Source organism: uncultured Pontibacter sp., from assembly GCF_947492645.1.
Classification (GTDB): Bacteria; Bacteroidota; Bacteroidia; order Cytophagales; family Hymenobacteraceae; genus Pontibacter.
This window is the reverse complement of sequence record NZ_CANLMZ010000006.1, coordinates 611,997-637,214: the sequence shown is the minus strand read 5'-3', so window position 1 is coordinate 637,214 and position 25,218 is coordinate 611,997. Positions and strand designations below refer to the sequence as shown.

At 42.3% G+C, this 25,218-nt stretch carries 19 protein-coding genes and 1 tRNA gene; 16 read left to right on the top strand and 4 right to left on the bottom strand.

What is annotated here, in order from left to right; genetic code table 11:
* Nucleotides 1–153: 153 nt before the first annotated feature.
* Nucleotides 154–2,574: a type I DNA topoisomerase gene (gene topA / locus Q1A23_RS09345; RefSeq protein ID WP_299822283.1), complete on the bottom strand. Its 2,421-nt coding sequence runs from the start codon at nucleotides 2,572–2,574 to the stop codon at nucleotides 154–156.
* A 169-nt stretch (nucleotides 2,575–2,743) separates the two neighbouring features.
* On the opposite strand from topA, the gene Q1A23_RS09340 reads away from it, so the two are divergent.
* From Q1A23_RS09340 to Q1A23_RS09295, 10 genes are all read left to right on the top strand, one after another.
* Complete coding sequence (locus Q1A23_RS09340) at nucleotides 2,744–3,235, top strand: histidine phosphatase family protein (RefSeq protein WP_299822282.1); 492 nt, start codon at nucleotides 2,744–2,746, stop codon at nucleotides 3,233–3,235.
* 108 nt (nucleotides 3,236–3,343) lie between these two features.
* Nucleotides 3,344–4,093, top strand: coding sequence for a ParA family protein (locus tag Q1A23_RS09335; protein ID WP_299822281.1), 750 nt, complete (start codon nucleotides 3,344–3,346; stop codon nucleotides 4,091–4,093).
* A gap of 136 nt (nucleotides 4,094–4,229) precedes the next feature.
* Nucleotides 4,230–8,729 carry a HAMP domain-containing protein gene (locus Q1A23_RS09330; RefSeq protein WP_299822279.1) on the top strand — a complete coding sequence of 1,500 codons (4,500 nt, stop codon included), beginning with the start codon at nucleotides 4,230–4,232 and terminating at the stop codon, nucleotides 8,727–8,729.
* Complete coding sequence (locus Q1A23_RS09325) at nucleotides 8,729–9,316, top strand: chemotaxis protein CheW (protein ID WP_299822277.1); 588 nt, start codon at nucleotides 8,729–8,731, stop codon at nucleotides 9,314–9,316. The genes Q1A23_RS09330 and Q1A23_RS09325 overlap by 1 nt, the downstream gene beginning before the upstream one ends.
* A gap of 25 nt (nucleotides 9,317–9,341) precedes the next feature.
* Nucleotides 9,342–9,704 carry a response regulator gene (locus tag Q1A23_RS09320; RefSeq protein ID WP_299822275.1) on the top strand — a complete coding sequence of 121 codons (363 nt, stop codon included), beginning with the start codon at nucleotides 9,342–9,344 and terminating at the stop codon, nucleotides 9,702–9,704.
* A gap of 116 nt (nucleotides 9,705–9,820) precedes the next feature.
* Nucleotides 9,821–11,455 (top strand): chemotaxis protein CheA, encoded by a 1,635-nt coding sequence (locus tag Q1A23_RS09315; RefSeq protein WP_299822273.1) that lies wholly within the window; start codon nucleotides 9,821–9,823, stop codon nucleotides 11,453–11,455.
* Nucleotides 11,456–11,466: 11 nt separating this feature from the next.
* Nucleotides 11,467–12,141, top strand: a complete 675-nt coding sequence (locus tag Q1A23_RS09310) for a chemotaxis protein CheC (protein WP_299822271.1) — start codon at nucleotides 11,467–11,469, stop codon at nucleotides 12,139–12,141.
* A gap of 750 nt (nucleotides 12,142–12,891) precedes the next feature.
* Nucleotides 12,892–14,223, top strand: coding sequence for a polyamine aminopropyltransferase (speE, locus tag Q1A23_RS09305; RefSeq protein WP_299822269.1), 1,332 nt, complete (start codon nucleotides 12,892–12,894; stop codon nucleotides 14,221–14,223).
* Nucleotides 14,216–15,286 (top strand): agmatinase family protein, encoded by a 1,071-nt coding sequence (locus Q1A23_RS09300; protein ID WP_299822267.1) that lies wholly within the window; start codon nucleotides 14,216–14,218, stop codon nucleotides 15,284–15,286. The genes speE and Q1A23_RS09300 overlap by 8 nt, the downstream gene beginning before the upstream one ends.
* A gap of 138 nt (nucleotides 15,287–15,424) precedes the next feature.
* Nucleotides 15,425–15,757, top strand: coding sequence for a phage holin family protein (locus Q1A23_RS09295; RefSeq protein ID WP_299822265.1), 333 nt, complete (start codon nucleotides 15,425–15,427; stop codon nucleotides 15,755–15,757).
* Nucleotides 15,758–15,866: 109 nt separating this feature from the next.
* Here the strand turns inward: Q1A23_RS09295 and Q1A23_RS09290 are convergent, their stop codons facing one another.
* A complete protein-coding gene (locus Q1A23_RS09290; protein WP_299822263.1) occupies nucleotides 15,867–16,193 on the bottom strand; it encodes a four-helix bundle copper-binding protein in 327 nt (108 codons plus the stop codon).
* Between the two features lie 235 nt (nucleotides 16,194–16,428).
* On the opposite strand from Q1A23_RS09290, the gene recQ reads away from it, so the two are divergent.
* Nucleotides 16,429–18,570 carry a DNA helicase RecQ gene (recQ, locus tag Q1A23_RS09285; protein ID WP_299822261.1) on the top strand — a complete coding sequence of 714 codons (2,142 nt, stop codon included), beginning with the start codon at nucleotides 16,429–16,431 and terminating at the stop codon, nucleotides 18,568–18,570.
* A gap of 69 nt (nucleotides 18,571–18,639) precedes the next feature.
* Here the strand turns inward: recQ and Q1A23_RS09280 are convergent, their stop codons facing one another.
* Nucleotides 18,640–20,178, bottom strand: coding sequence for a S8 family serine peptidase (locus tag Q1A23_RS09280; RefSeq protein ID WP_299822260.1), 1,539 nt, complete (start codon nucleotides 20,176–20,178; stop codon nucleotides 18,640–18,642).
* Nucleotides 20,179–20,720: 542 nt separating this feature from the next.
* Here Q1A23_RS09280 and Q1A23_RS09275 point away from each other — a divergent pair.
* Together Q1A23_RS09275 and Q1A23_RS09270 are read left to right on the top strand one after the other, a co-directional pair.
* Nucleotides 20,721–21,494, top strand: a complete 774-nt coding sequence (locus tag Q1A23_RS09275; protein ID WP_299822258.1) for a LexA family transcriptional regulator — start codon at nucleotides 20,721–20,723, stop codon at nucleotides 21,492–21,494.
* Between the two features lie 170 nt (nucleotides 21,495–21,664).
* The gene (locus Q1A23_RS09270; RefSeq protein WP_299822256.1) at nucleotides 21,665–22,384 is read left to right on the top strand and encodes a pirin family protein; all 720 of its coding nucleotides are present in this window, start codon (nucleotides 21,665–21,667) and stop codon (nucleotides 22,382–22,384) included.
* Nucleotides 22,385–22,593: 209 nt separating this feature from the next.
* Here the strand turns inward: Q1A23_RS09270 and Q1A23_RS09265 are convergent.
* Nucleotides 22,594–22,667: transfer RNA gene (locus tag Q1A23_RS09265), tRNA-Met, on the bottom strand.
* Between the two features lie 135 nt (nucleotides 22,668–22,802).
* On the opposite strand from Q1A23_RS09265, the gene Q1A23_RS09260 reads away from it, so the two are divergent.
* The 3 genes from Q1A23_RS09260 (at nucleotide 22,803) to rpsO (ending at nucleotide 25,111) form a co-directional block, all read left to right on the top strand.
* On the top strand, nucleotides 22,803–23,207 hold the full coding sequence (locus Q1A23_RS09260) for an START-like domain-containing protein (RefSeq protein ID WP_299822254.1): 405 nt from the start codon (nucleotides 22,803–22,805) through the stop codon (nucleotides 23,205–23,207).
* A gap of 105 nt (nucleotides 23,208–23,312) precedes the next feature.
* Nucleotides 23,313–24,722: an LptF/LptG family permease gene (locus Q1A23_RS09255; protein ID WP_299822252.1), complete on the top strand. Its 1,410-nt coding sequence runs from the start codon at nucleotides 23,313–23,315 to the stop codon at nucleotides 24,720–24,722.
* 113 nt (nucleotides 24,723–24,835) lie between these two features.
* On the top strand, nucleotides 24,836–25,111 hold the full coding sequence (rpsO, locus tag Q1A23_RS09250) for a 30S ribosomal protein S15 (protein ID WP_299822250.1): 276 nt from the start codon (nucleotides 24,836–24,838) through the stop codon (nucleotides 25,109–25,111).
* Nucleotides 25,112–25,218: the final 107 nt, after the last annotated feature.

Genomic DNA, 25,218 nt, shown 5'->3' with positions numbered 1-25,218 from the left:
CCTAACCCCTAGACGAACGGGCCGTTCTGTCTAATTGTGGTGCAAATATACTAGCTGTTTTTTTAACCGCAATAGGGCTGCCAAAAAATATTTTTTAATTTTAGGATTAGTAATGCAAGTATGGATTTTTAATTAATCCATACTTGCTCTAAGTTATTTATTAGCAGCTTTTTTTGGAGCTGCTTTAGTGCTTTTAGTAGCCTTAGGTTTAGCAACTGATTTTTTAGCTGTTGCTGGAGTAGCGGCTTCTTTTTTCTTAAAGCCACCACGACCTTTCTTCTCTGGAGTAGCCTCTGCTAGGTCTAGACATTCTTGTAGTGTAAGGTCTAGTGGCTCTTTGCCTTTTGGTATTTTGACGTTCTTTTTCCCTACTATAATATATGGGCCGTATCTGCCATTTAATATTTGCACATCTGGATTTTCAGGAAATGTTTTAATCATTTTCTCTGCATCCGCTTTGCGTTTAGCTTGAATCAACTCCACAGCTTCTTCGGCTGTAACTTGTAGTGGATCCAGCGTTTTCGGTAAAGAGTAGAATTTACCTTCGTGGCGGATATAGGGGCCGAAGCGGCCTATGGCGGCAGTCATCTCTTTTTCTTCGAAAGTACCTACTATGCGTGGTAATTTAAATAACTCGAGAGCATCCTCTAAGGTTATTGTTTCCAAAAACTGGCCTTTACGAAGACTTGCATACAATGGCTTTTCTCCGGTTTCAGGGTTTTCTTCCCCTAGTTGTACGTAAGGGCCAAATCTACCAAGTTTAGCAATTATTGTTTTGCCAGTTGCTGGGTCAACTCCCACTTCACGCGCACCTGATACATCTGCTCGTGATATGTTTTCACTTGATTCAATGCGCTGATGGAATTTGCCGTAAAACTGGTCCAACATCTTTTCCCACTCTTTCTGGCCTTGCGCAATTTCATCAAATTCAGCTTCAACACGGGCAGTAAACGAGTAGTCAATTACGTTAGGGAAATGCTCTACAAGAAAATCATTTACCACCATGGCCATGTCAGTAGGAAACAATTTAGCCTTTTCCGCACCAGTTATCTCAGTTTTTTCCTGGCCTGTTATCTGATCGTTCCTTAAAGTAAGTACTCTATAAGCGCGCTCTTTCCCTTCGCGGCTGTCTTTTTCTACATAGCCACGTTTTTGTATAGTAGAGATAGTAGGGGCGTAGGTAGATGGTCTGCCAATTCCCATTTCCTCTAGCTTTTTTACCAGACTTGCTTCTGTGTAACGAGCCGCCGGACGAGAATAACGCTGTGTTGCTAACATTTGGCGCAGGCTAATCTGCTGGCCAATGCTTAACGGTGGCAGCATTCCTTTTACATCTTCATCAGCCGCTTCTTCATCATCTTTAGATTCAATGTATACTTTCAGGAAGCCTTCAAACTTTATCACCTCTCCGGTTGCCTGAAGCTTTTGGTCTGCTTGAGTGGAGATACCAATAGTAACCGTCGTTTTCTCAATTTCAGCATCAGCCATTTGAGACGCGATTGCTCGTTTCCAGATAAGCTCGTACAAGCGTTGTTCGTTTCTGTCTGAGCTTGCCGTCATTTGTGAGAAATCAGTAGGCCTGATTGCCTCGTGTGCTTCTTGTGCCGATGCCGATTTAGTTTTAAAGCGGCGCTGCTTCACAAACTTTTCCCCAAAAGAACTGTTTATCTCTCTTGTAGCGCCTTGTATAGCCTCCTCAGATAAGTTAACAGAATCTGTACGCATATAAGAGATCTTACCTGACTCGTATAGGCGCTGTGCTATGCTCATGGTCTGAGCTACTGAGAAGTATAACTTGCGGCTTGCTTCCTGCTGCAGGGTAGAAGTTGTGAAAGGAGGCGCTGGCGTGCGCTTTAAAGGTTTCTTTTCGAGGTTCTCAATTGTATAGTCAGCTCCTAAGCATCGTTGCAAAAATGCTTGAGCTTCTTCTTCTGTTTTATACTTTGTTGGGAGTTCAGCTTCCAGGGTTTTGCCTTGTACATCAAAATTGGCTGTAATCCTAAAAGAAGCCTCTGGCTTAAAGCGGTCGATCTCTCTTTCGCGCTCAACTACCAAACGTACAGCTACAGACTGTACGCGCCCAGCCGATAAACCTGTTTTTATTTTCTTCCAGAGTACCGGCGATAACTCAAAACCTACAATACGGTCTAGTATTCGGCGAGCCTGCTGTGCGTTTACAAGGTCCATATCAATGCCACGCGGAGAGCTAATTGCATTGATGATGGCATTTTTAGTGATTTCGCGGAAAACAATGCGACGGGTTTTCTCGCTGTTTAGGTTTAGAGCTTCGGTCAGGTGCCACGAAATTGCCTCTCCTTCGCGGTCATCATCCGATGCAAGCCATACAATTTCGGCTTCTTTGGCAAGTTTTTTTAATTGTGAAACTACTTCTCGTTTGTCGCTTGATACAACATATGTAGGCTTAAAACCGTGGGCTATATCTATGGCATTATTATCTTTAGGTAAATCGCGTACGTGGCCGTAACTGGATTTTACCACATAATCCTTACCCAAATACCCCTCGATTGTTTTAGCCTTTGCTGGCGACTCTACTATTATTAAGTTTTTTATCATCCTAAATATTTACAGGCAAGTTTGGCCGAAATTTGCCCAAAGTTCAAATAATTTTTCAAACAATTAAAACCTGATCCGTATATCATAGGTTTAACTGCAGAAGATTTTTAGTTAAATTAGATTCATAAATATACTTATTTGCATCTCTACGAACATATCCGCCACTTATATGCAACGTAAAATACTTATTTGCAGACACGCAGAATCCGAAGACCCTTATCCGCTACAACCCGATTTTGAACGCGAATTAACTTCTATGGGTGCACAACAAGCACGCGATACTGGTGTATGGCTACGCGAAAATTATGGGAAAGTAGATAAGATCATAGCTAGCCCGGCAAAAAGGGCGAGTTATACGGCACGTTTAATTGCGTCCAAACTATACTTCGATGAAGAGCAGATAGCGTATCAACCCGATTTATATAACGCCAAAGAACAGCAACTGCTGCAGAGCCTGAGCGAGATAAATTTAAATACTAAAACTGTTTTATTAGTTGGGCATAACCCTGGTGTAACGAGATTGGTTCGACAATTAACTGACAAGATGATCGGTTACCTTGACACAGCACAGGTGGCTGCCATCGAAATCGAACTCGAAACCTGGGAGGATATACTTTTCACAACAGGCACACTCTCAACAGCAACAAATCATCCAGTATAAAAATACACATCAATTGTGGTTTTTATACTTTCCAGTAAGCTTATATTTTCCTAGCTTTATAAATATTTATACTGACTGGTAAAGTAAACCAGCTATATCTTAACCTGCATGAAGACTACTGTTGTAGCTGTCATTAATCAAAAAGGCGGCACCGGAAAGACTACTACAACCATTAACTTAGGTAGTGCTATAAGCAAAAGTGGTAAAAAAGTATTGTTGATTGACCTAGATCCGCAAAGCAATTTATCCTACTCGCTTGCTATACCTGGGAGCAATGGCACACTAGCAGACGTATTTTTGGGTGCAAAAAATTTGAAGGATATCTTAGTTGAGAAAGATGGGCTGTGGGTGGCTCCTGGCTCCAATGATCTGGTCGATATCGAGATATCTTTAGTGTCAGAGAAGAGCCGCGAATCATTTCTTAAAAATATACTTTCAGATACCAAAGGCTTTGATTATGTGTTGATTGACTGTCCGCCATCCTTGTCTGTGCTTACTCTGAATGCGTTAACCGCTGCCCATGAGGTGCTCATCCCTTTACAAATGGAAGTACTCACTTTGCAAGGGCTTGATCAGATAACCAAAACAGTTGACAGAGTAAAAAAAGCGTTCAATTCGAAACTTAAGGTAAAAGGTATCGTAGTGGTGATGTTTGATATGCGCAGAAAGTTGAGTTTGGAAGTGCTGCATTACCTACAGGAGAATGTGGAGGAAAAGATATTTAAAAGCCAAATCAGGTTGAATGTTAAACTGGCTGAGGCTCCGTCTTTCGGTAAAAGTATCTTAGATTATGATCCAAACTCTAATGGTGCGAAAGATTACCAAGCACTTTCAGAAGAGTTTCTCTCATCAGATTAAGTATAAAACACTACGCGACAGTATTTATTTTAATTAAGTATATTGCAACTATATAAAAAGCATCAACCAGGGATTCACGTGCCCTGTTCGACATACACTCAATCCAACCAACAAATTTATGGCCTTAGGTAAAAACTTGAAGCTGAGTAAAGATAAGCTTATTAGTGATGTGGAAGCCAAACCCGAAAAGGCTTCTGTTACCAAAGCAAAGGTAGATGAAGAAAGCCCTGTAGCCAAGGTAAATGAGATGGACCAGAAAACGCAAACTATCGCTGACAAAGCTGCAGGTAAAATGCCAAACTTGCCAGATGTGCCGGGCAATGTGAAAGAGCGGGGAAATAAAAAGCAAATTCTGCCTAACAACCCTGAGTATATTAGTGAGCAGCTAAATAAAGTGCTTTATGCTCTCGATGCCTTCAAGAAAGGGGATATTTCCGTTCGCCTTACAAAACAAAACAACGACATTTTTGCCGAAATAGCTGAAGCCTATAACTCGATGGTGGAAATGATCGGTGGTGTAGGTGGCGAAGTATCTCGTATTTCTAAAGTTGCCGGAGTAGAGGGAAACTTAAAAGCCCGGGCTTCTGCTGAAAGTGCATCCGGTTTCTGGAAGGATATGATCAATAATATTAATGGTCTTGTTGATTCGATTGCAGTTCCGGTATTAGAGGTGGGCAAGGTTCTTAAAAACATCTCGCGCGGTAACCTGGATGAGACATTCCAGATTCCGGTTTCCGGTGACTTCAAAGTGATGGCCGAAACCATTAATCGCACCATCGATAATCTAAACCTTTTTGCAGGTGAGGTAACGCGTGTGGCACTTGAGGTGGGTACCGAGGGTAAATTGGGTGGCCAGGCTTCTGTTCCAAACGTAGCCGGTGTATGGAAAGACCTGACCTATAATGTGAATACCATGGCCTCTAACCTAACTTTGCAGGTACGAGACATATCTAGTGTAGCAACTGCGGTTGCGAAAGGAAACCTGGCTCAGAAGATTTCGGTGGATGTACGCGGTGAATTTGCCCAGTTAAAGGACAACATGAACCAGATGGTTGACTCCCTGAACGTATTTGCAGATGAGGTAACACGTGTTGCACGTGAAGTAGGTACCGAAGGTCGTTTAGGTGGACAGGCAAAAGTGCCTAACGTTGGTGGTGTATGGAAAGACTTAACGGACAACGTGAACACGATGGCCAGCAACCTTACCTCGCAAATGCGCGACATTGCCAACGTATCTACTGCTGTTGCAAAAGGTGATCTAACCCAGAAAATTACTGTAAATGTAAAGGGAGAGATGGCCGAGTTGAAAAACTTCATCAACCAGATGGTTGACTCCCTGAACGTATTTGCCGGTGAAGTAACCCGTGTGGCACGAGAGGTTGGTACCGAGGGTAAACTGGGCGGACAGGCAAATGTGCCAAATGTTGAGGGAACCTGGAAAGAACTGACCGACAACGTGAACCTGATGGCCGGTAACCTTACCAGCCAGGTGCGTGACATTGCCAATGTAGCAACCGCCGTGGCAAAAGGTGATTTAACACAAAAAGTATCTGTTGACGTGAAAGGCGAACTGGGAGAGTTGAAAGACATCCTGAACGCCATGGTGGACAGACTGAATGTATTTGGTGCGGAAGTAACGCGTGTGGCACGAGAGGTTGGTACCGAGGGTATACTTGGCGGCCAGGCAAACGTACCAAACGTAGCAGGTATCTGGAAAGAACTGACTGATAACGTGAACCTGATGGCCGGTAACCTTACCAGCCAGGTGCGCGACATTGCCAACGTAGCAACTGCGGTGGCAAAAGGCGATCTAAGCCAAAAAATAACAGTTAATGTACGTGGTGAGCTAGCCGATCTGAAAGAGAACCTGAACCAGATGGTGGACTCGCTCAACATCTTCGCTGACGAGGTAACCCGTGTGGCCCGCGAAGTAGGTACCGAGGGTAATCTGGGCGGCCAGGCGACAGTACCAAATGTAGGGGGTGTATGGAAAGACCTGACGGATAATGTAAATACCATGGCTGCGAATCTTACCAGCCAAGTGCGAGATATAGCTAACGTGGCAACTGCGGTGGCCAAAGGCGACTTGACTCAGAAAGTGTCTGTGGATGTAAAAGGAGAGATGGCTGAGTTAAAAGTGAACCTTAACCAAATGGTGGACTCGCTCAACATTTTTGCAGGTGAGGTAACCCGAGTTGCCCGTGAGGTGGGTACCGAGGGTAAACTAGGCGGCCAGGCGACGGTGCCGAACGTAGGAGGTGTTTGGAAAGACCTGACCGACAACGTGAACACCATGGCATCCAACCTGACAACACAGGTAAGAGGTATAGCCAATGTGGCAACTGCGGTGGCAAAAGGCGACCTGACACAGAAAATTACAGTAGAGACACGCGGAGAAATGGCAGACCTAAAGGAAAACCTGAACCAGATGGTGGACTCGCTAAATATATTTGGTGATGAAGTAACGCGAGTGGCCCGCGAGGTAGGTACTGAAGGTAAACTAGGAGGCCAGGCCAATGTGCCAAATGTTGGCGGTGCCTGGAAAGACCTGACAGAGAACGTAAACTACATGGCACTTAACCTTACCTCTCAGGTGAGGGATATTGCTAAAGTTGCAACCGCTGTTGCTAAAGGTGACCTGACACAGAAAGTATCCGTTGAGGCACGTGGTGAGATTCTTGATTTGAAGGAAAACTTGAACCAGATGGTAGACTCGCTCAACATCTTTGCTGATGAGGTTACCCGAGTTGCCCGCGAGGTGGGTACCGAGGGAAGACTGGGTGGTCAGGCCAATGTGCCTAAAGTAAGAGGTACCTGGAAAGAACTCACCGACAATGTGAACACCATGGCCTCAAACCTTACCAGCCAGGTACGTGACATTGCCGCGGTAGCAACTGCCGTTGCCAAAGGAGACCTTACCCAGAAAGTATCTGTGGATGTGAAAGGTGAGCTTGGCGAACTTAAAGAAAACATTAACCGCATGGTTGACTCACTCAACATCTTCGCAGGTGAGGTAACGCGTGTGGCACTTGAGGTGGGTACAGAGGGTAAACTGGGTGGCCAGGCAACGGTGCCGAACGTAGGCGGTGTTTGGAAGGACCTGACCGACAACGTAAACACCATGGCATCTAACCTGACAACGCAGGTACGTGGTATTGTGAAGGTAGTAACAGCCGTATCAAAGGGTGACCTAACCCAAAAACTAACCCTGGAGGCAAGAGGCGAAGTTGCTGAACTTGCTGAAACAATCAACACCATGGTGGTGGACCTGAACAGACTTGCTGGCGAGGTAAGCCGCGTGGCAAGAGTTGCTGGTATCGAAGGTAAATTAACAGAACGTGCTACTCTACAAGGTGTAGGTGGCAGCTGGAAAGAACTAGTAGATACACTAAATGACTTGCTCGAGTCTATTGTGACGCCGGTATTGGAAGTATCACGCGTAGTAAGAGCAATATCGGAAGGTGATCTAACTCAAAAAGTTGAAACTCAGACAGCAGGAGATATCCTTGACATGGCTAATGCGCTTAACCTTGCTGTTGATAATCTTAACTCCCTGCTCGGTGAGATAAACGACTCGTCCCTGGTTGTTGGAAGCTCTTCTGAGGAAATGGCTTCTCGTGGTTTAGATATGAACCGCGTAACACTAGATGTTGCACTTGCAATGCAGCAAATGGCCGAAGGTGCTCAAAATCAAGCGCTTAAAACCGATCAAGCCTTTAAGTTGATTGAGGAAATCATGAAAGCTACGAAGGAAACAGCCAACAGAGCAGAAGTAGTGAACAAGTCTGCAAAAGTAGGTGAGGAAACTTCTCAGCTTGGTCTTAAAACTGTTGCGGAGGTGGTAAAGAACATGGAAGAAATATCAAGTTCTGCTTCCCTTACATCTAAAACAATCGAAGTATTGAGCACGCGTTCTCAGGAGATATCAAAGTCTCTTGGTGTAATTACAGATATTGCCGCTCAAACAAACTTGCTTGCATTGAATGCTGCCATTGAGGCGGCACGCGCCGGCGAAGCGGGTAGAGGTTTTGCGGTTGTTGCCGAAGAAATCAGGAAACTGGCAGAAGGCTCCCGTAAATCAGCAAGCGAAATTTCTACGTTAGTTGATGATGTTAAGAAAGATACAGCGTCTGCTGCGATGGCGATTTCAACCATGGAAGGACGCGTATTGAAAGGTAAAAACGCCACTTTCGAAGCCTCCGGAGCCTTTAAAAACATTGCAGCTTCAAGTGGTGAAACTTTACGTACTGCACAGGATATCCTAACAGCTACCGAAGTACAGAAATCATCTATCGGCGACGTAGTGAAGTATGTGGAAGAAGTGGTTGCCATCGCTGAGCAGACAGCTTCGGGTACACAGCAAGTTGCAAGTACAGCAAAACAATTGTCAGCTTCGATGCAGGCACTTACATCATCTTCTCAGAACCTGAACGATATCGCTGCAGACCTGCAGATCAGTATTTCAGCATTTAAACTGATTGACGGTAACTTGATTTTCAACTCCAAAAACCGTCGGATGATGTCTATCCCTGTGCAATCTAAATCAGAGAGAGTATCTACCGGAAATAAGCGGCTTGCAACAAAAACTAAACCCGGTAGCAACCCAAGAACAGGAGGAGAACAAAACTCTAAGTAATGGCTAAGAATATCAAAAAGGCAGAGGCTGTTGAGCCTGCTGCCAATACCCCTGAAGCTGTAACTGAGACAAATACTGCGCCAGCCCAACCTGCCGCCAATGATGCACCAGGTAAGGAAGAAAAGGTGCATCTCATAGTCTTTAAACTTGGTACTGAGTACTATGCTATCAAAATTGAACAGGTAAAGGAAGTTACAGTAACGCCTACTATAACCCGTATGCCACGCACACCTGAGTTTGTACAGGGGGTAGCCAATATACGCGGTGATATCATAGCTATTGTAGACTTGGAAAAGCGATTTAGCATCAGGCCCGAACCCATGACAGACAGCATGCAGCCCAATACAACTTATACTTTGGTAATCGAAGCCAAAGAGTATAGTATAGGAGTTGTGGTAAAAGAGGTTCCTCAGTCACTTAATCTGCCAATGTCGAAAATAGACAGGACACCATCCTTTTTACAGGACACTAACATTAAGGATAATTACATTGAGGGAATCGCCAAGGTAGATAATCGGCTGATAATTGTGCTAGACATGCTCCGAATATTATCCAGCGATGAGATAAAACAGCTTACCGGTAAGTAATCGACTAAAAAAGGAAAAATAAAGTATGAAAAGGATACTGATTGTAGATGACTCTTTCTACATGCGCACCATGCTAAAGAACATGCTCACAGATGCAGGCTATGAAGTGGTGGGCGAAGCCCCTAATGGCCAAACGGCGCTTGAACTGGCTAAAGAAACGAATCCGGATTTGATTACGCTGGATGTTATACTTCCGGATAATACCGGTTTAGATGTACTGAAAGGTATAAAGAAGGACCAACCAGACATGAAAGTTATTATCGTTAGCGCTGTAGGGCAGGAGGTTATTGTAAATGAGGCACTTGAGTATGGAGCTTTATCCTATATAGTTAAGCCATTCTCAGAAGAAAAAGTGCTGGAGGCGGTAAACAAAGCACTAGAAGAGTAATTAAATAACACTATTTTAAAGCGTCTGATTTCGGTTTTCAGATTATTATAAAACCTGGAACTATTGAAGTTAGAAGCAGATAAAGCTATTGGGGCTGGGTCTTCGGACAACGTTGCATGAAATCGAGAGAACAGGAATACAAGGAAATATTTATTGCTGAGGCACTAGAGTACTTTGACTCTTTAAACAGGCATATCAGCGAACTGGAAAAGCAGCCGCAGGATGATCGTGTTCTGGCGGAGATTTTCCGTTTGCTCCACAACCTGAAAGCTAACGCTAAAGCCATTGGTTACCTGCAAATATCGGATTTATCACACAAGCTTGAAACCGCCTTTAGCCTCATCAGAAACAGAGAGCTGCAGTTCAGCGACGAGGTGGTAACGGTGCTTTTTGATGGCATCGATATGTTGGGTGATCTTATCTCAGGCATTGATAACCCAACACCTGTTGAGCCTGATCCTGTTCTGCTGAGAAACCTCGACATTATTGTAGATAACCTTTCTGACAGCACAATAGAGCTGGCGAAGGTGCAGCGTTTCACCAATAGTAAAAACCTGTCGCTTTCAGATCTGATTTACATTCAGATTAAGAAACTGGACCACATGCTAAACCTCGTCGGAGAGTTGATCATTGACAGAGACAGGATTATGTCGTTGAGCAAGGAATTGAACAACGATGACCTTAAAACGGTGAGTTCGCACCTGTACCGCATTACAGAGGAGTTGCAGTACAGCGTTATGGATGCCCGCCTGGTTAACATCGGTACTTTATTTAATAAATTTCCGAGAATCGTGCGTGACATTGCATTTGCCGAGCATAAGGACATAAACCTGGAACTTAGTGGCCAGGATATACAAATTGACAGGAATATACTTCAGATTATAACCGACTCGTTGCTGCACCTGGTAAGAAATGCCATTACTCATGGCATTGAAAAGCCAGAGCAACGCGCAAAAAGTAATAAGCCCAATGCTGGTTTGCTTATACTTAGCGCCCAAAACGATCGAGATAATGTGGTAATTAAACTGAAAGATGACGGCAAAGGAATTGACTTGAAGCAGGTACGCAAAACTGCAGTAAAGAAAAACCTTGTATCTGCTGAACTGGCTGATGGATTGCCAGATTCTGAAGTTTTCTCATTTCTGTTTGAGCCTGGTTTCTCTACTGCAGCAGAAGTAACAGAATACTCTGGTAGAGGGGTTGGTTTAGATGTAGTTAAAAATGCCATCGATTCGATTGGCGGAAGGTTGCACGTAGATTCTGAATTAGGGCAGGGCACCACCTTTACGTTACATTTACCTACATCAATTGCCGTTAAAGGAGCCTTACTATTTGAGGTTGATAATATTTTCTATGCCATCCCGCTTATACACACCGAGCAGGTACTGGCACTCGACAAAGACGAATTACATGAAGTTGGTGATGTTATGGTTGCCGACTTAAAAGGAGAGACCGTGACGGTAGTTTACCTGAATGAGCTTTTAAATGCTGACGAAGCGACAATGAAACTCGGAGACAAGACCCGGCTTAAAGGACAAGTACAGAATATTGTGGTAGTTTCTTACAACAATAGAAAGCTTGGGTTGATTGTAGACAAACTATACAGGCAGCAGGATATCGTGGTGAAGGCACTAAGTAAGCCACTTGATAAAATTGACCTGTATGGTGGCGTGACGCTTTTAGGAACTGGCAAAGTATGCCTGGTACTTGATGTGCCGGCTATTACCCGTTACTTTATCCAAAAAAGATAAGGCTCGAGGCGATGGAGCATCAATTAAATAAAACAGAAACCATGATTGAACCTCAAATTTCTGAACTAGAGAGGGACATTATAAAAGAGATTTTAAACATTGGTCTCGCTAGAGCAGCCGATTCTTTTGCTGCGATAGCCAAAGATAAGGTTCTGCTTAAAGTTCCGGATATTGAGTTGATAGAACTTAGTAATTTGCTTCAGCTGGTTTCTCATTACGCTGATACACATAATATTATCCAGTCTGACATAAAAGGGGACTTTAATGGGGCTACCTTAATGCTGTTTTCGGATGAACATATCGTGCGCTTATCGGAAGTTTGCCTGAGTATGCTGGATGTAAATAAAGGTGAATTGTCTGTAATGCAGGAGTCGCTTTTACTTGAAATCAGTAATATAATTACAGGAGCCTTGGTTACACAATTAGCAAATATTCTGAAAGCAGATATTTATGGATCTCCGCCTAAAGCTCCTAAATCTCATATTGCTGATTCTCTTAAAGAGATACTAGTGGAGAATCCGCTTTTTAAGCCCTTGGTATTCACCGTGCTCACCCGCTTTACACATAACTCCAAGAGTGTAGAACTTCCTTTGTTCCTGTTCTTCGACTCAAACACATTGATTAAGATGCTTGAGATAATCAGGACGTTTAAATTAGGTAAAAACAACCTTACAGAAACGGAATAGAAGTTTTAAGAATACATACACCTTAAGTTTATTGCATCTGCCAAAACGTAAACTGATCATGTGCAGAGACTAAACTGAAATTTTTATACTTGTAAAAAAGAGGCGTAGTTTGCTCACTTTAAACTTTAAATGCTTGGTTACAGCTTTTCATATCATACTTTATATGGAACAAGCTAACGGCAGCGTTTTATGATGCTCTAATAATTTATACTTTCATCTACAGCAATACAGCAAATTTTCTTCAGGTGTAACAACAAGTATAAGTAGGCATGTAGAATAAAGCCTTCGTTAAGTCAATATTTTCTTCTTCCAAAATTATACTTAACCTAATACCTCAGCATCCTCGCTGCAGGGCATTACTGTGCATCTGGCAATAAGTACCTATAACCCATACTTCCTGCTTCAACACTTCCTATCCAAAATTATTAATCACTTGAAAGTACTTAAGGTGCCTTCACGTTACAAGGGTACTTTCTCTATTATCACTTCATCAAGTATAAGCTTCCCTGATGACTCTGTTTATCGGTTAAGTTTTCATGATGGTCAGGGCTTAGAACTCACAGTACGCAGGGCAGCAAAAAGAAAGGTAGAGACACGTTCCATAAATGTACAGCCTCATAATAATAAATTAAAAACTAACACATTGGTATGCAATACAGTATACTTATGTGCTGCTACATCACTTTTGATTATAGCGCTATATTTCGTTTTTTTGCTGACTTAATTATTTTTAACCTTTCATACCCATTGATGAACGCTTTAGGTAGACACATTTTAGTTGAATTTTACGATTGCTCGCCTGAGCTTATGAACGACGTGGTTCATATCGAAAACAGTATGGTTGCCGCTGCTGAAACAGCTGGCGCTACTGTCATCAACAGCACATTTCACCATTTTTCGCCTTATGGTGTATCTGGCGTTGTTGTTATTCAGGAGAGCCACCTGGCTATACATACTTGGCCGGAATTTGGCTATGCAGCCGTGGATCTTTTTACCTGTGGTGATTCTGTGGATCCTTGGGTATCCTATTCTTTCCTGAAAGAAGCTTTTGAGGCTGGCCATGGGTCGTCAATGGAGTTGCGCCGTGGCCAACTTAACCTATTAAAACGTAACGACTTTAACCTGGACTCGCTTCGTGATGTTACACAAAGACCCAAAGATGTTCCTGGCACAATAACCAGAGATGTTTGGTTTACAGAGCGTGATGAGAACATTGCGTTATCCTTGAAACATTCAGGCAACCAGTTATACAAGAAAGACTCTGACTACCAGCGTGTAGAGATTTTCGAAACATTGGCTTACGGCAACATGCTAACGCTGGATGGTATGGTAATGTGCACGCAAAAAGACGAGTACGTTTATCATGAGATGATTACGCACGTGCCTATGTTCAGCCATCGTAAAGCTAAAAGAGCCCTTGTAATAGGTGGTGGTGATGGCGGTACTGTAAGAGAATTGCTACGCCATGAGCAACTGGAAGAGGTGACTCTTGTAGAAATAGATGAACTAGTGATAGAGGCCTGTAAGCTGCACTTACCTGAAACAGCAGTTGCCTTTGATAACCCGCGTTTAAACCTGCTTGTTCAGGATGGCATTGAGTATATTAACAACTGCGAAGATGGCCGTTACGATTTAATTATCATTGACTCTGCTGATCCGGTAGGCCCGGGTGAGGGCTTGTTTACAGCTGAGTTTTACCAGCAAGTATACCGTTGCCTTACTCCAGATGGTGTAATGATCACTCAGTCTGAATCACCGAGGTTTAACAGCGGCGTATTTGTAGAGATTTACGATACTTATAAAAAGATTTTCGGTAAAGATAAAGTGCATTGCTACCTGGCGGCTATACCAACTTACCCGACAGGTACTTGGAGTTTCTCTTACTCTTCTAAGGGTGATTCCAGTCCGTTAAACTTTGATGAAGTTGCTGCTGCTCAATTCTCTAAAGCCCAAGGCTTAAAGTATTACAACGAAGACATTCATGCTGCAGCTTTTGCCTTACCTAACTTTGTAAAAGAGCTTTTGAATAAAGGATCACAGGAAATAATAGAACAATATTCTGCAGAACCTACAAATGAATAGCAAAGAGCAAAAGATAGCCAGCTTCGACCCAAATGGAGTAGGTGATATAAGTGGAGGCCTTTTCGGGCTTCCATTCACGATCGAAGAATCAGAAATAGTAATCATACCCACTCCATGGGAGGTAACAGTTTCTTATAGCGCAGGTACAGCACAAGGGCCACAGGCAGTAATGGATGCTTCTCCTCAGCTTGATTTGTTTGAACCCTCGATTCCAGATGCCTGGAAACTGGGCATTGCCATGGAGGAAGTATCTGATGAATGGCTGGCAGTAAGTGATAACCTGCGTCAAAAAGCAGAGGCTTATATTAACTGGCTGGAAGAAGGAAGCCCGGAAGAAAGTGCTGCCCAATTCGGAAACATCACAACAGAGGTTACTACAAAAGGGGAAGAGTTCCTGCAATGGTTAAAGCAAAAGTCGCTTGCTTACCTTAATCAAGGTAAAATGGTAGGCGTACTTGGCGGCGACCATAGCACCCCGCTGGGCCTGATGCATGCGCTGGCCGAAAAGCATGAGGAGTATGGTATACTTCAGGTTGATGCTCACGCAGATTTACGCGATGCCTACGAAGGCTTTGAATATTCTCATGCATCCATCATGTTTAATGCGCTTAAATTACCGCAAGTCAAAAAACTGGTGCAGGTGGGTATTCGCGATTTGTGCCAGGCAGAAGCTGAATTGGCATACCAGTCTAACGGGCGCGTGGCTATATTTTATGATGCTACTTTAAAAGAGAACCTGTATGCCGGCGATAGTTGGAAAAAAGAGTGCAAGAAAATAATTGCTCAACTACCGCAGAAAGTATACATCAGCTTTGATATTGATGGCCTTGATCCGAAGCTTTGCCCTGGCACAGGCACACCTGTTCCGGGTGGTTTGGAGTTCGAGCAAGCTGTGTATCTAATTAAACAGTTAGTGAAATCTGGCAGAGAAATCATTGGCTTCGACCTATGCGAAGTTGCTCCTGGAGAAACTGAGTGGAATGGAAATGTGGGAGCACGTATGTTGCAGAAGCTTTGTAACTGGATGGCTGTTTCTCAAGGCAAACTAGAGGCTCAGTACTAATATCAAGTATAATGGTATGATTTAATAGCCCGTAAGTATAGCAGCTTACGGGCTGTTTGCATATGTATAAAGTATACGGATTAATCTTTATATATCAATTTTCGTACGTGCGAATGTGTAACTGAAACAGCGGACACTATGGGATTTGTAATAAAACTTTTGATAACCGGGGCAGCAGCCATGCTGGCTTCCTATATACTGCCAGGTGTAAAAATAGATGGCTTTATAACAGCAATTATACTTGCGCTTGTGCTTGCTGTATTAAATGCGATTGTTCGTCCGGTGCTTGTTTTCTTAACTATACCGGTTACAATACTAACGTTAGGGCTGTTCTTGCTGATAATTAATGCTCTTATTATTTTGTTAGCAGATTACCTGGTGACAGGATTTGATACAAGCGGATTTTTTACTGCTTTACTCTTCAGTTTGGTGCTGACAATAATAGAGTCCATTTTAGATCTGATATTTTAACGTAAGTATATAAAGGCGTTTAGTTTACAATATAACGCTTAAAGTATAACTCTATAGCAAGGCGGCTACCCCAATTGGGGTAGCCGCCTTGCTATAGAGGGTACTAACGTTACATCCAAGCCTCACAGGCTTCGGCACATTCGCGGCAAGCATCAGCACATTTCTGGCAATGTTCATGTTCATGCTTTCGGCACTCCTCTTCGCAAAGTCTGCATAGCTCAATGCATTCTTTCATTACGTGTTTAGCATGTGCTGAGTCTCGGGCAACAAATCTTGCAGTTAGTGCGCAGATGTCAGCACAGTCTCTGTCCAGCATAATACAGCGAACCATCATTTTCACGTTGTCTTCCTGGAGGCATGCTGTAGCGCAGGCCTCACAGGCAGTAATGCATTTAATCAGTACATGTTCCAAATCGTTTGTTCTTTCAGATTTCATAGCTTTTCTATTTCGTTTGATGTTTTTAAAATACGGGACTCAACCGCTAGTGTTATTTAACGTCAAAATAATCGTTGTTGCGAAGCTTCAGATCAATTCTAAATTAAAAGTTAATCTCTTACTTGTGCATAAGTTTTAGAAAAGTATAACTCGTAATTGCGGTCAGTTATGGCTAACTTTGAGAGTTAAATTAATGCAGATGAAGCAGGTACCTACCTGCGCTTGAAGATAAGGTATGGTTACGATACGTGAAGCGAGAGAGGCTCTAAAGTTATACTTTGGTTATGAGCAGTTCCGGCCTATGCAGGAGCAGATTATAGAAGGAGTATTGGATGGTAAAGATGTTGTTGTACTTATGCCTACCGGTGGGGGTAAATCGGTTTGCTACCAAGTGCCAGCCGTTGTGCTTCCTGGGCTATGTGTAGTTATTTCACCGCTTATCGCATTGATGAAAGATCAGGTTGAGGCGCTTTTGGCTAATGGTATTCCTGCTGCCTATATTAACAGCTCCCAAACTGCAGAACAACAATACTTAATAGAGAATGAATGCCTGGAGGGAAAGCTAAAATTACTTTATGTGTCTCCTGAAAAACTACTGTCTTCAGGTTTTATGTCGTTCCTTAAGCGCATCAAGGTCTCTCTTTTTGCTGTTGATGAAGCGCACTGTATTTCGGCATGGGGGCACGATTTCAGACCTGAGTATACGCAGTTAAAGGCTCTAAAGCAGCAATTCCAAACTGTGCCAGTTATTGCCTTAACTGCAACTGCAGATAAACTAACTCAGAAAGATATTCAGGAGCAGTTATACTTACACAACCCTCAAGTATATGTAGCTTCATTTGACAGGCCTAACATAAACCTGATGGTAAAGCCGGGCCGTGACAGGTTCAATAAAATTACGGAGTTTCTGGACCGCCATCATAAGCAGCCAGGCATTATCTACTGCCTGAGCCGCAAAGGAGTGGAGTCTTTAGCTGCCAAGTTAAAAGGGAAAGGATACAGCGTTACATTTTATCATGCAGGCATGTCGGCTGGGCAAAGGGCAAAGGCGCAAGAGGATTTTCTGCGCGATAATGTACAAATTGTATGTGCCACGATAGCTTTTGGTATGGGTATCGATAAATCTAATGTGCGTTGGGTAATTCATTACAACCTGCCAAAAAACATTGAAGGGTACTATCAGGAAATTGGCCGCGCCGGTAGAGATGGTGCTAAAGCAGATGCACTCTTGTTTTATAGTTTTGCTGATGTAATGAACATGCGTAACATGTTACAGGAAAACCAAAGCAGGGAGACGCAAACAGAATTACAACTGGTTAAGTTGGAACGGATGCAGCAATTTGCAGAAGCCTCGGCATGTCGGAGGCGTATACTTTTGCAATACTTCGGCGAGACAATGCAAAAGGACTGCGGCAACTGCGATATTTGCCGAAATCCACCAACTCGTTTCGATGGTACGCTGCTCGCGCAAAAGGCTTTATCAGCTATTGCCAGAACGCAGGAGCAGGTAAATTTAGGTTTATTGGTAGATGTGTTACGCGGTGCACGCACAAATCAGGTTATACAGGCTGGGTTTGATAAAGTGAAAACCTACGGCGCCGGCCGCGATATTAATCCCTTGGACTGGCACCGTTATTTGCATCAGCTCTTGAACGAGGGCTATATGGAGATGGCCTATGACCAAGGCTATACTTTAAAGTTAACAGAACACAGCAAGCAGGTGCTATTTGAAGGACGCAAGGTCCAACTTGTCAAGTTTGAGGATGCAAGGCAGGAGGAGCCTACTATCAAAGCACGCCCTAAGCGGGAATTAATAAAAGATGCATTATTTGATCGTTTAAGGCAACTGCGTAAAAGTATTGCCGATGAGGCAGGAGTTCCGCCTTACGTTGTTTTCACAGATACAACCTTACAGGAAATGGCCGCTGAGCGCCCTACAACTAAAATTTCAATGCTTGCGATTTCAGGTGTAGGTGCACAAAAATTTGATAGGTACGGAGATTTATTTATCAATGAAGTGATCGACTTTGTTAATGAAGAGCAGGCAAAAGGCAATAAAATGAAAGGGGCTACACATCTGGCTACCTTTGAGCTGCTAAAGCAAGGTTATTCCGTTGAACAAATTTCGATCCAGCGCAGTCTAAACCCTGTTACGGTGTATTCGCATTTGGCTACGCTTTCTGAGCAAGGTTATGATGTAGACTTGTACAGGTATGTAACCAAAGGTGAATTCAAAGAAATAAGTAAAGCAATTGCGAAACTTGGGGTAGATGCTAAATTGAAAGATGTATTTGAGCACTTGAACGAGCAATTTGAGTATCATAAAATCAGGCTGTCTATAGCGCTTTACAAGAAAGAGTATAGTTGGCAATTATAAAATGAAGTATAAAATAGAAAGGGCAGCCATTATTGGCTGCCCTTTCTATTTTATACTTCACAAATGAATTTACTTTATAGAAGCAATTGGATCTGGTGTGGCGTCTTTGTCTCCGGTAACAGTTCCTTGGCTATAAACTGTACCTCTAAGCAGAAGAATACCTGCAACATGCGGTGCTGCAAATGAGGTGCCATTACCACCACTAGCAATTCCGCCTCCTACTGATGTTACTGTAACGTTGGCTCCCGGGGCCGCAAAATCAACAGAGGCGCCATAATTCGATGAAGCCCATAAGCGGTTATAAGTATCAATCGCTGATACAGTATACACGCCGTTTGCATCTACTCGTGCAGGGGAAGTGCCAGAGCAATCCACGGCGCTATTGCCAGCTGCTATAGCGAACAGTATTCCTTTAGAGGCAGCAGCTTTAACAGCATTGTCTAAAGTAGAAGATATGCCGCTCCCAAGGCTAATATTGACTACATCACCTGCTTTAGCATTCGTGCTTATATAGTTTACAGCAGCTATAGCTCTTGATATTGAGCCAGCTCCATTGTTATCAAACACACGCAATGCCACAACTGATGCATTAGAAGCAACACCTACCATACCTGATCCATTGTTTTTAGCTGCGATAATACCCGCAACTGATGTGCCATGTCCAAAACCGTCTTCTATAGAAGCAACGCCATAAATGAAAGATGAGCTTCTGTCAAAGTCTATGTTAAGATCAGGATGATCTGTATCAATGCCAGAGTCAATTACCCATACGGTTTTGCCTGTTCCATCGCCATAACCTACGCGTTCAATGTTCCAAGGTAGGTTTTCTCCAGCTAAAGGAATAATTGTCTGATACCCGGCCGGTTGAGAAGGTGCAGGCGTAACGGGTGCGGGTGGAGCAGGTTCTGCAGGTGTAGGTTCAGTTGGTGTAGGAACAGGTGCAACTGGTTCTTCTGGTGTTGGTACAGGCAGAACTGGTTCTGATGGAGTTGGTTCTGCAGGCGCGGGCTCTGATGGCAAAGGTTCAGGTTTGGGTGCTGGTGCTGGAGACGTATTATTTTTAGGCCCTTTAGGTTTATCTGACTTTCCGTTGCCACCCGTAGAAAGGTCCTTGTCTATACCGTTGCCTAGTGTAGGAATATCTTTAAATGGGCTTTTACCATTGTTACTGAAATCACTATTATTTCCTCTGTTTAAAATTACAATTCGATCCTGCTCAATGTAGGCAACATCTGGGTTTTTCTTTAGGCTTTCAAGCTGAGAACTTGTTAATTGTGCTGCAAAACCATTTACCACACCATCAAAATTATGTACTATGTTAGCTGATGCAATGCTCGCTTCATTAACAGTGCGTTCACGTAAACTTTTAAATGAAGCACGCTCAGTTGAAGACATATCATGAGAGGCAGCAGCACTCATACCAGAGGAATGGTTTTTAAATACCACAATGTACTGTCCTTCAATAGCATAACCGTGTTCGGAAGGGGAGGCATTTATACTTGGTTCAAACTGTTTCTCTAGCAGCTCTTCCTTTTGGCAACCTGTAAGGGTAACAGCGAAGGCAAGTGCCAGGCAGGGCACCGTTCTCCTCAGGTGAGTAGTAAACATAAATTTTGGCTAAAAGTTAAATTATTTTCAGATTTCGCAACCTTAGTTCATGAAATTCGTAACTGGCGGGTTATTTAAAAAGTTCATCATGTGCCAAAAATAATGGCTAAAAAATAATTTGACTTTTTTAAGAATAATGAAATCGGTTGAATATTATAACAAAGGGTAAATATCGATTTAAAAATTGGATATGAACGGATAAAATTAAAAATGCCTGGAATCTCGCTTTCAATTTACAATGCCGACTATGCATGAAAAAGGGTTGTTAATCATTAAATATATGGCTTTTACACAAAATGCTATACTATTAAGGATGTGTTTAATAATTTAAAACCATATACTTTTAAAGTAATTATCAAATATGTAAAAGGAATGGTATTTATTTAATTTAAAGTTTAATTAATTGTACTTATACCAGTTGTTTGTAATATTGCTAATTAAATTAGTAATTATTGATTAGTATTCTTATCTTTACAAATGGATACTAAGATTTTATCCAGAAATTCTAATTTATTCGCTAAAAGGATTGGCAGATTAATGGTATGGTGACATCAAACATTAGGCATTTAAGAAAAAACGCTGGTTACACGCAGGCGCAACTTGCCGATAAACTGGATATAAAAAGATCATTGGTTGGTGCTTATGAAGAGGGAAGGGCCGAACCGAAGCTAACTACTCTGGTTAATATTGCCAGGTTATTTGATATTACGTTAGATGACTTTGTAACCAAAGACTTATCTGATCCATCTACTAAACTTGAACCAGCATCTGCTTCAAATGGAGGGAAACTTCGCGTTCTTGCCATAACTGTAGATGAAAATCAACGCGAAAATATTGAGCTTGTACCTTATAAGGCTAGCGCCGGATATTTAAATGGCTATGCCGACTCTGAATTTATAGAGGAGCTGCCGCGTTTTAAACTTCCTATGTTAGGTACAGGCGGAACATACCGGGCTTTTGAAATTAGCGGAGACTCTATGTTGCCTATAGCATCAGGTACCGTTATTGTAGGTCGTTTTGTTGAAGACTGGGCATCCATTAAAGATGGAACACCTTGTGTTATCGTAAGCCAGAAAGAAGGAGTAGTTTTCAAACGCATCTATAATAAAATTAAAGATGCCTCAGTACTGCGCCTGCACTCCGATAACCCCATATACTCGCCTTACGAAATTGGAGTAGAGGATGTAATCGAAATCTGGGAAGCAAAATCCTATATAAGTTCTTCTTTCCCTATAGCCGATTTGTCTTTAGATAAGTTGTCATCTATCGTTTTAGACCTGCAGAAGGAAGTGCAGAAACTTAAGAAGGTAGACTAAGCATTAACATACGCTTTATAAACGACCTGTTCCTGCCAATGCGGCAGGAACAGGTCGTTTATGGCTTATACGCTATGGTAAAGCATACAAATTAACTAGCTATATAGTTTATCCGTAAAGCATAGCGGTTAACATTGCAGATATACATTCGGATAAATTATAACATAACTATGATAAAACTTATAACCGCCAATGAACGCCATCAGTCAAATATCGGAGACTGGCTTTCGTCCTCTTATCTTTTCTCATTTGCGGACTATTATGATCCGACCAATGTGCAGTTTGGCCCTCTGAAGGTTTTTAATGATAATTTACTAAAGGGTAAGTCGAATTTACCTGAACACCCCCAGGCGGAAATGGAAGTTGTTACCGTTGTACTAGACGGTGAGGCAACACACAGGGATAATTTGGGTAATGAAATTAAGCTGAAGGCTGGGGATGCACAACGAATTTCTGCAGGAACAGGCATTTCAAGTTCATTAATTAACGATGGCGATGACGACGCACATTTTCTCCAAATTTGGTTTTTGCCTAATAAAAAAGGAATTGCGCCTGCTTATGAGCAAATGTCAGTTGATTTTTTAGATAAAGATGATCGCCTTACACCCGTTGTTACCGGCCAAAGGGTGCTGGAGAATGTGCTTTATATGAATTCTAACGCTACGGTATACTTTGGCAAGCTGGGCCAGGGAAATGATATCGATTTTAAAACGTATAAAATAAGGAAAACCTTAGTCTATATTTTAAAGGGTAACTTGCTCGTGAACAATCTAGAAGCTGATCAGTTTGACCAGGTGCGAATGGAGGATTACGACTTTGTTAGTCTACATGCTGTTTCGGATGCTGAGTTTATCTTAGTGGATGTACCAGCTCTTGAAGTTAATTACTAGTTATAATACCTTTAGGCACTAAAATTACTTTGTGAACAGTAGCATCGGTTGGTATATTTTTTAGCGATACCGCATTACATCATCTACTGCAAGGGGCATAACTTAAAGATAAGTCATTTATAATTAAGCAATAATTAGTTACAAGCTTATACTTTAAAAACCGAACTAAAACAAAAAGCCTGCTGATATAAACCAGCAGGCTTTTTTAGTAGCGGGGAGCAGAATCGAACTGCCGACCTCAGGGTTATGAATCCTGCGCTCTAACCATCTGAGCTACCCCGCCGAATTGTGGTGCAAATATAGCTGTTTGAAATTCAAACTTGCAAGCAAAATGTCAAAAAAAAATATTTTGTTTTTCAGATATATATAGAATCAAAAATAAATACTATAATTACTCAGACACTTACATTTTCTATTTATGACTAGAGCTACTAAAACAAAGTTTGTGCGCGAGTATCCGATTAACGCATCTGCTAAACTACTGTACCCTTACCTTAGCACGCCAAGCGGTTTGTCACAATGGTTCTGCGACAATGCAATTATTGACGAAGACAAAGTTTTGAATTTTATTTGGGATGGCAGGAGTCATTATGCTGAGATGACCGGTCAGCGCACAAACAAGTCGGTAAGGTTTCTTTTTCTGAGCGATAAGAAAGACCATGTAGCTGATGGTTCTTATGTGGACTTTTCAATAGAGTCGAGTGAGGTTACCCAGGAGCAGTTTCTTAAGATAGTAGATTATACTGACGAAGAGGATGTGGAGGAACTAGAGGAGCTGTGGGATAACTTATTTCAGAATCTGAAGGAAATAGTAGGAGGGTAGTTCTATTACAACTCTGTCTGCTTATCTTTGCACGATTTTTGGAAGACCAATGTTTACTAAAGCATTGGTATGTTCCAAGAGCTACTATGCCTATAACTGGCCCACATGAAGAAACTAGATAAGCTTATAATCAGGTCATTTATTGGCCCTTTTTTACTTACGTTTGCTGTAGTAGAGTTTATACTGTTAACGCAGTATATGCTTAAATACCTTGATGAACTGGTTGGTAAAGACTTGGGTGCTGAGATATTCGCGGAACTCCTGTTTTATTTCAGCCTCAACATGGCCCCGGTAGCATTACCTCTGGCTGTATTGCTTTCTTCGCTAATGACTTTTGGCACAATGGGAGAGCATCACGAACTTACAGCCATTAAAACATCCGGTGTTAACCTTACACGTGTGCTGCTCCCTGTGTTTCTGATGGTATCGGGACTGACAGTCGGAGCTTTTTTCTTCAATAATGTTATCGTTCCTAAAGCAAACCTAAAGGCCTACAGTTTACTGTGGGACATTAGGCAGAAAAAGCCTGCCATGAATTTTAAAGAGGGAGCTTTTTACAACGGTTTACCAGGCTTAAGTATCAAAATAAACGAAAAGGTAAATGATGATGGTGCCATGAAGGACATCATGATCTATGACCATACCAAAGGTGGTTCAAATTCCAGGGTTATACTTGCGGACTCAGGTAGAATGTATACAGACTTTAATGACGCTTACCTGGTGATGGAGTTGTATGAAGGCAATACATACGTGGACGAGCAAACCGGTGGAATGCGGAACTCAAATGAGCAGTTTGTAAGGCAGGAGTTCGAAGAAAGTAAGATAGTGGTAAGTCTTGCCTCTTTTGATCTGGACAGAACCCGCGAAGAGCTTTTCTCAGACAACAAAATGATGAAGAATATCCAGCAACTCGATGTGGTAACTGATTCGTTGCGGAGGTATGCTACGCGCGAAAAAAGTTTGTATTCGCCCAATGTTGATCCATTCTTTATGTACTTTAAAGCGGATACAGGTAATGTTAAGAATGGTATTCCGATAGGCAAGGTAATGCAGAAAAACCTTCCGGAGGTGAGCTCTGACGTTATGGCCCTGGCTACAAATAAAGCCCGTAACATCAAGCAGTTTACTGCAGGTTATGTTGAGCGCCTGAACAACACACTTCGCGATGCTAACAATTATGAGATTGAAATATGGCGTAAGTATACTCAGTCTGCCGCGGTGTTGGTTATGTTCCTGATTGGGGCTCCTTTAGGCGCCATTATTAAAAAAGGCGGACTAGGAGTGCCTGTTATTATCTCTATTATATTTTTTATCCTGTTATATGTTATGGGTATACTTGGTGAGAAATGGGCCCGCGAGAGCTTAATACCAGTAGGAGCCGGCATGTGGGGCGCAAATCTTATACTACTTCCTATAGGTTTGTTCTTTTTATACCAGGCACGCAACGATTCAAGTTTACTTGAAGTCGACTTCTGGCGTAAACTTATGACCCGTATGCGCAGAAATAAGCTGTAATGTGCTCAAAGAAGTATAGGGCAATAGTTTTTATTTAAAAATTATTTCTATATCTTTGCGCCTTATACAGCAGTCTTACGAACGAAAAAACACAGATTGATATTTTATACGCAATGAAATTAACTACTGAAGCGAAACAAGAAATTTTTGAAAAGCACGGCCTTGCAAAGTCTAAGACTGATACTGGTTCTCCAGAAGCTCAGATTGCACTTTTCACTACGCGCATAGCTGATCTTACAGAGCATTTGAAAATTCACAAAAAAGACTTTTCTACTCGTTTAGGTCTTTTAAAGCTGGTAGGTAAAAGAAGAAGACTTCTTAACTACCTTCAGAAAAATAATATTGAAAGATACAGAGCAATTATTGCTGAGTTAGGTATCAGAAAATAAAGCTTTTGTATTAGGGAATTCACACAGGGGATTCCCTAATCTTTTTTAAATGCCCCCTTCTTCCCCCTTTTGCCAGTACCTTACAGCGGCCGCAATGGGCAGCCCTG

Coding starts and splice junctions, on each gene's coding strand:
- topA (WP_299822283.1), bottom strand. CDS start 2,574: ATGATAAAAAACTTAATAATAGTAGAGTCGCCAGCAAAGGCTAAAACA.
- Q1A23_RS09340 (WP_299822282.1), top strand. CDS start 2,744: ATGCAACGTAAAATACTTATTTGCAGACACGCAGAATCCGAAGACCCT.
- Q1A23_RS09335 (WP_299822281.1), top strand. CDS start 3,344: ATGAAGACTACTGTTGTAGCTGTCATTAATCAAAAAGGCGGCACCGGA.
- Q1A23_RS09325 (WP_299822277.1), top strand. CDS start 8,729: ATGGCTAAGAATATCAAAAAGGCAGAGGCTGTTGAGCCTGCTGCCAAT.
- Q1A23_RS09320 (WP_299822275.1), top strand. CDS start 9,342: ATGAAAAGGATACTGATTGTAGATGACTCTTTCTACATGCGCACCATG.
- Q1A23_RS09315 (WP_299822273.1), top strand. CDS start 9,821: ATGAAATCGAGAGAACAGGAATACAAGGAAATATTTATTGCTGAGGCA.
- Q1A23_RS09310 (WP_299822271.1), top strand. CDS start 11,467: ATGGAGCATCAATTAAATAAAACAGAAACCATGATTGAACCTCAAATT.
- speE (WP_299822269.1), top strand. CDS start 12,892: ATGAACGCTTTAGGTAGACACATTTTAGTTGAATTTTACGATTGCTCG.
- Q1A23_RS09300 (WP_299822267.1), top strand. CDS start 14,216: ATGAATAGCAAAGAGCAAAAGATAGCCAGCTTCGACCCAAATGGAGTA.
- Q1A23_RS09295 (WP_299822265.1), top strand. CDS start 15,425: ATGGGATTTGTAATAAAACTTTTGATAACCGGGGCAGCAGCCATGCTG.
- Q1A23_RS09290 (WP_299822263.1), bottom strand. CDS start 16,193: ATGAAATCTGAAAGAACAAACGATTTGGAACATGTACTGATTAAATGC.
- recQ (WP_299822261.1), top strand. CDS start 16,429: ATGGTTACGATACGTGAAGCGAGAGAGGCTCTAAAGTTATACTTTGGT.
- Q1A23_RS09280 (WP_299822260.1), bottom strand. CDS start 20,178: ATGTTTACTACTCACCTGAGGAGAACGGTGCCCTGCCTGGCACTTGCC.
- Q1A23_RS09275 (WP_299822258.1), top strand. CDS start 20,721: ATGGTGACATCAAACATTAGGCATTTAAGAAAAAACGCTGGTTACACG.
- Q1A23_RS09270 (WP_299822256.1), top strand. CDS start 21,665: ATGATAAAACTTATAACCGCCAATGAACGCCATCAGTCAAATATCGGA.
- Q1A23_RS09260 (WP_299822254.1), top strand. CDS start 22,803: ATGACTAGAGCTACTAAAACAAAGTTTGTGCGCGAGTATCCGATTAAC.
- Q1A23_RS09255 (WP_299822252.1), top strand. CDS start 23,313: ATGAAGAAACTAGATAAGCTTATAATCAGGTCATTTATTGGCCCTTTT.
- rpsO (WP_299822250.1), top strand. CDS start 24,836: ATGAAATTAACTACTGAAGCGAAACAAGAAATTTTTGAAAAGCACGGC.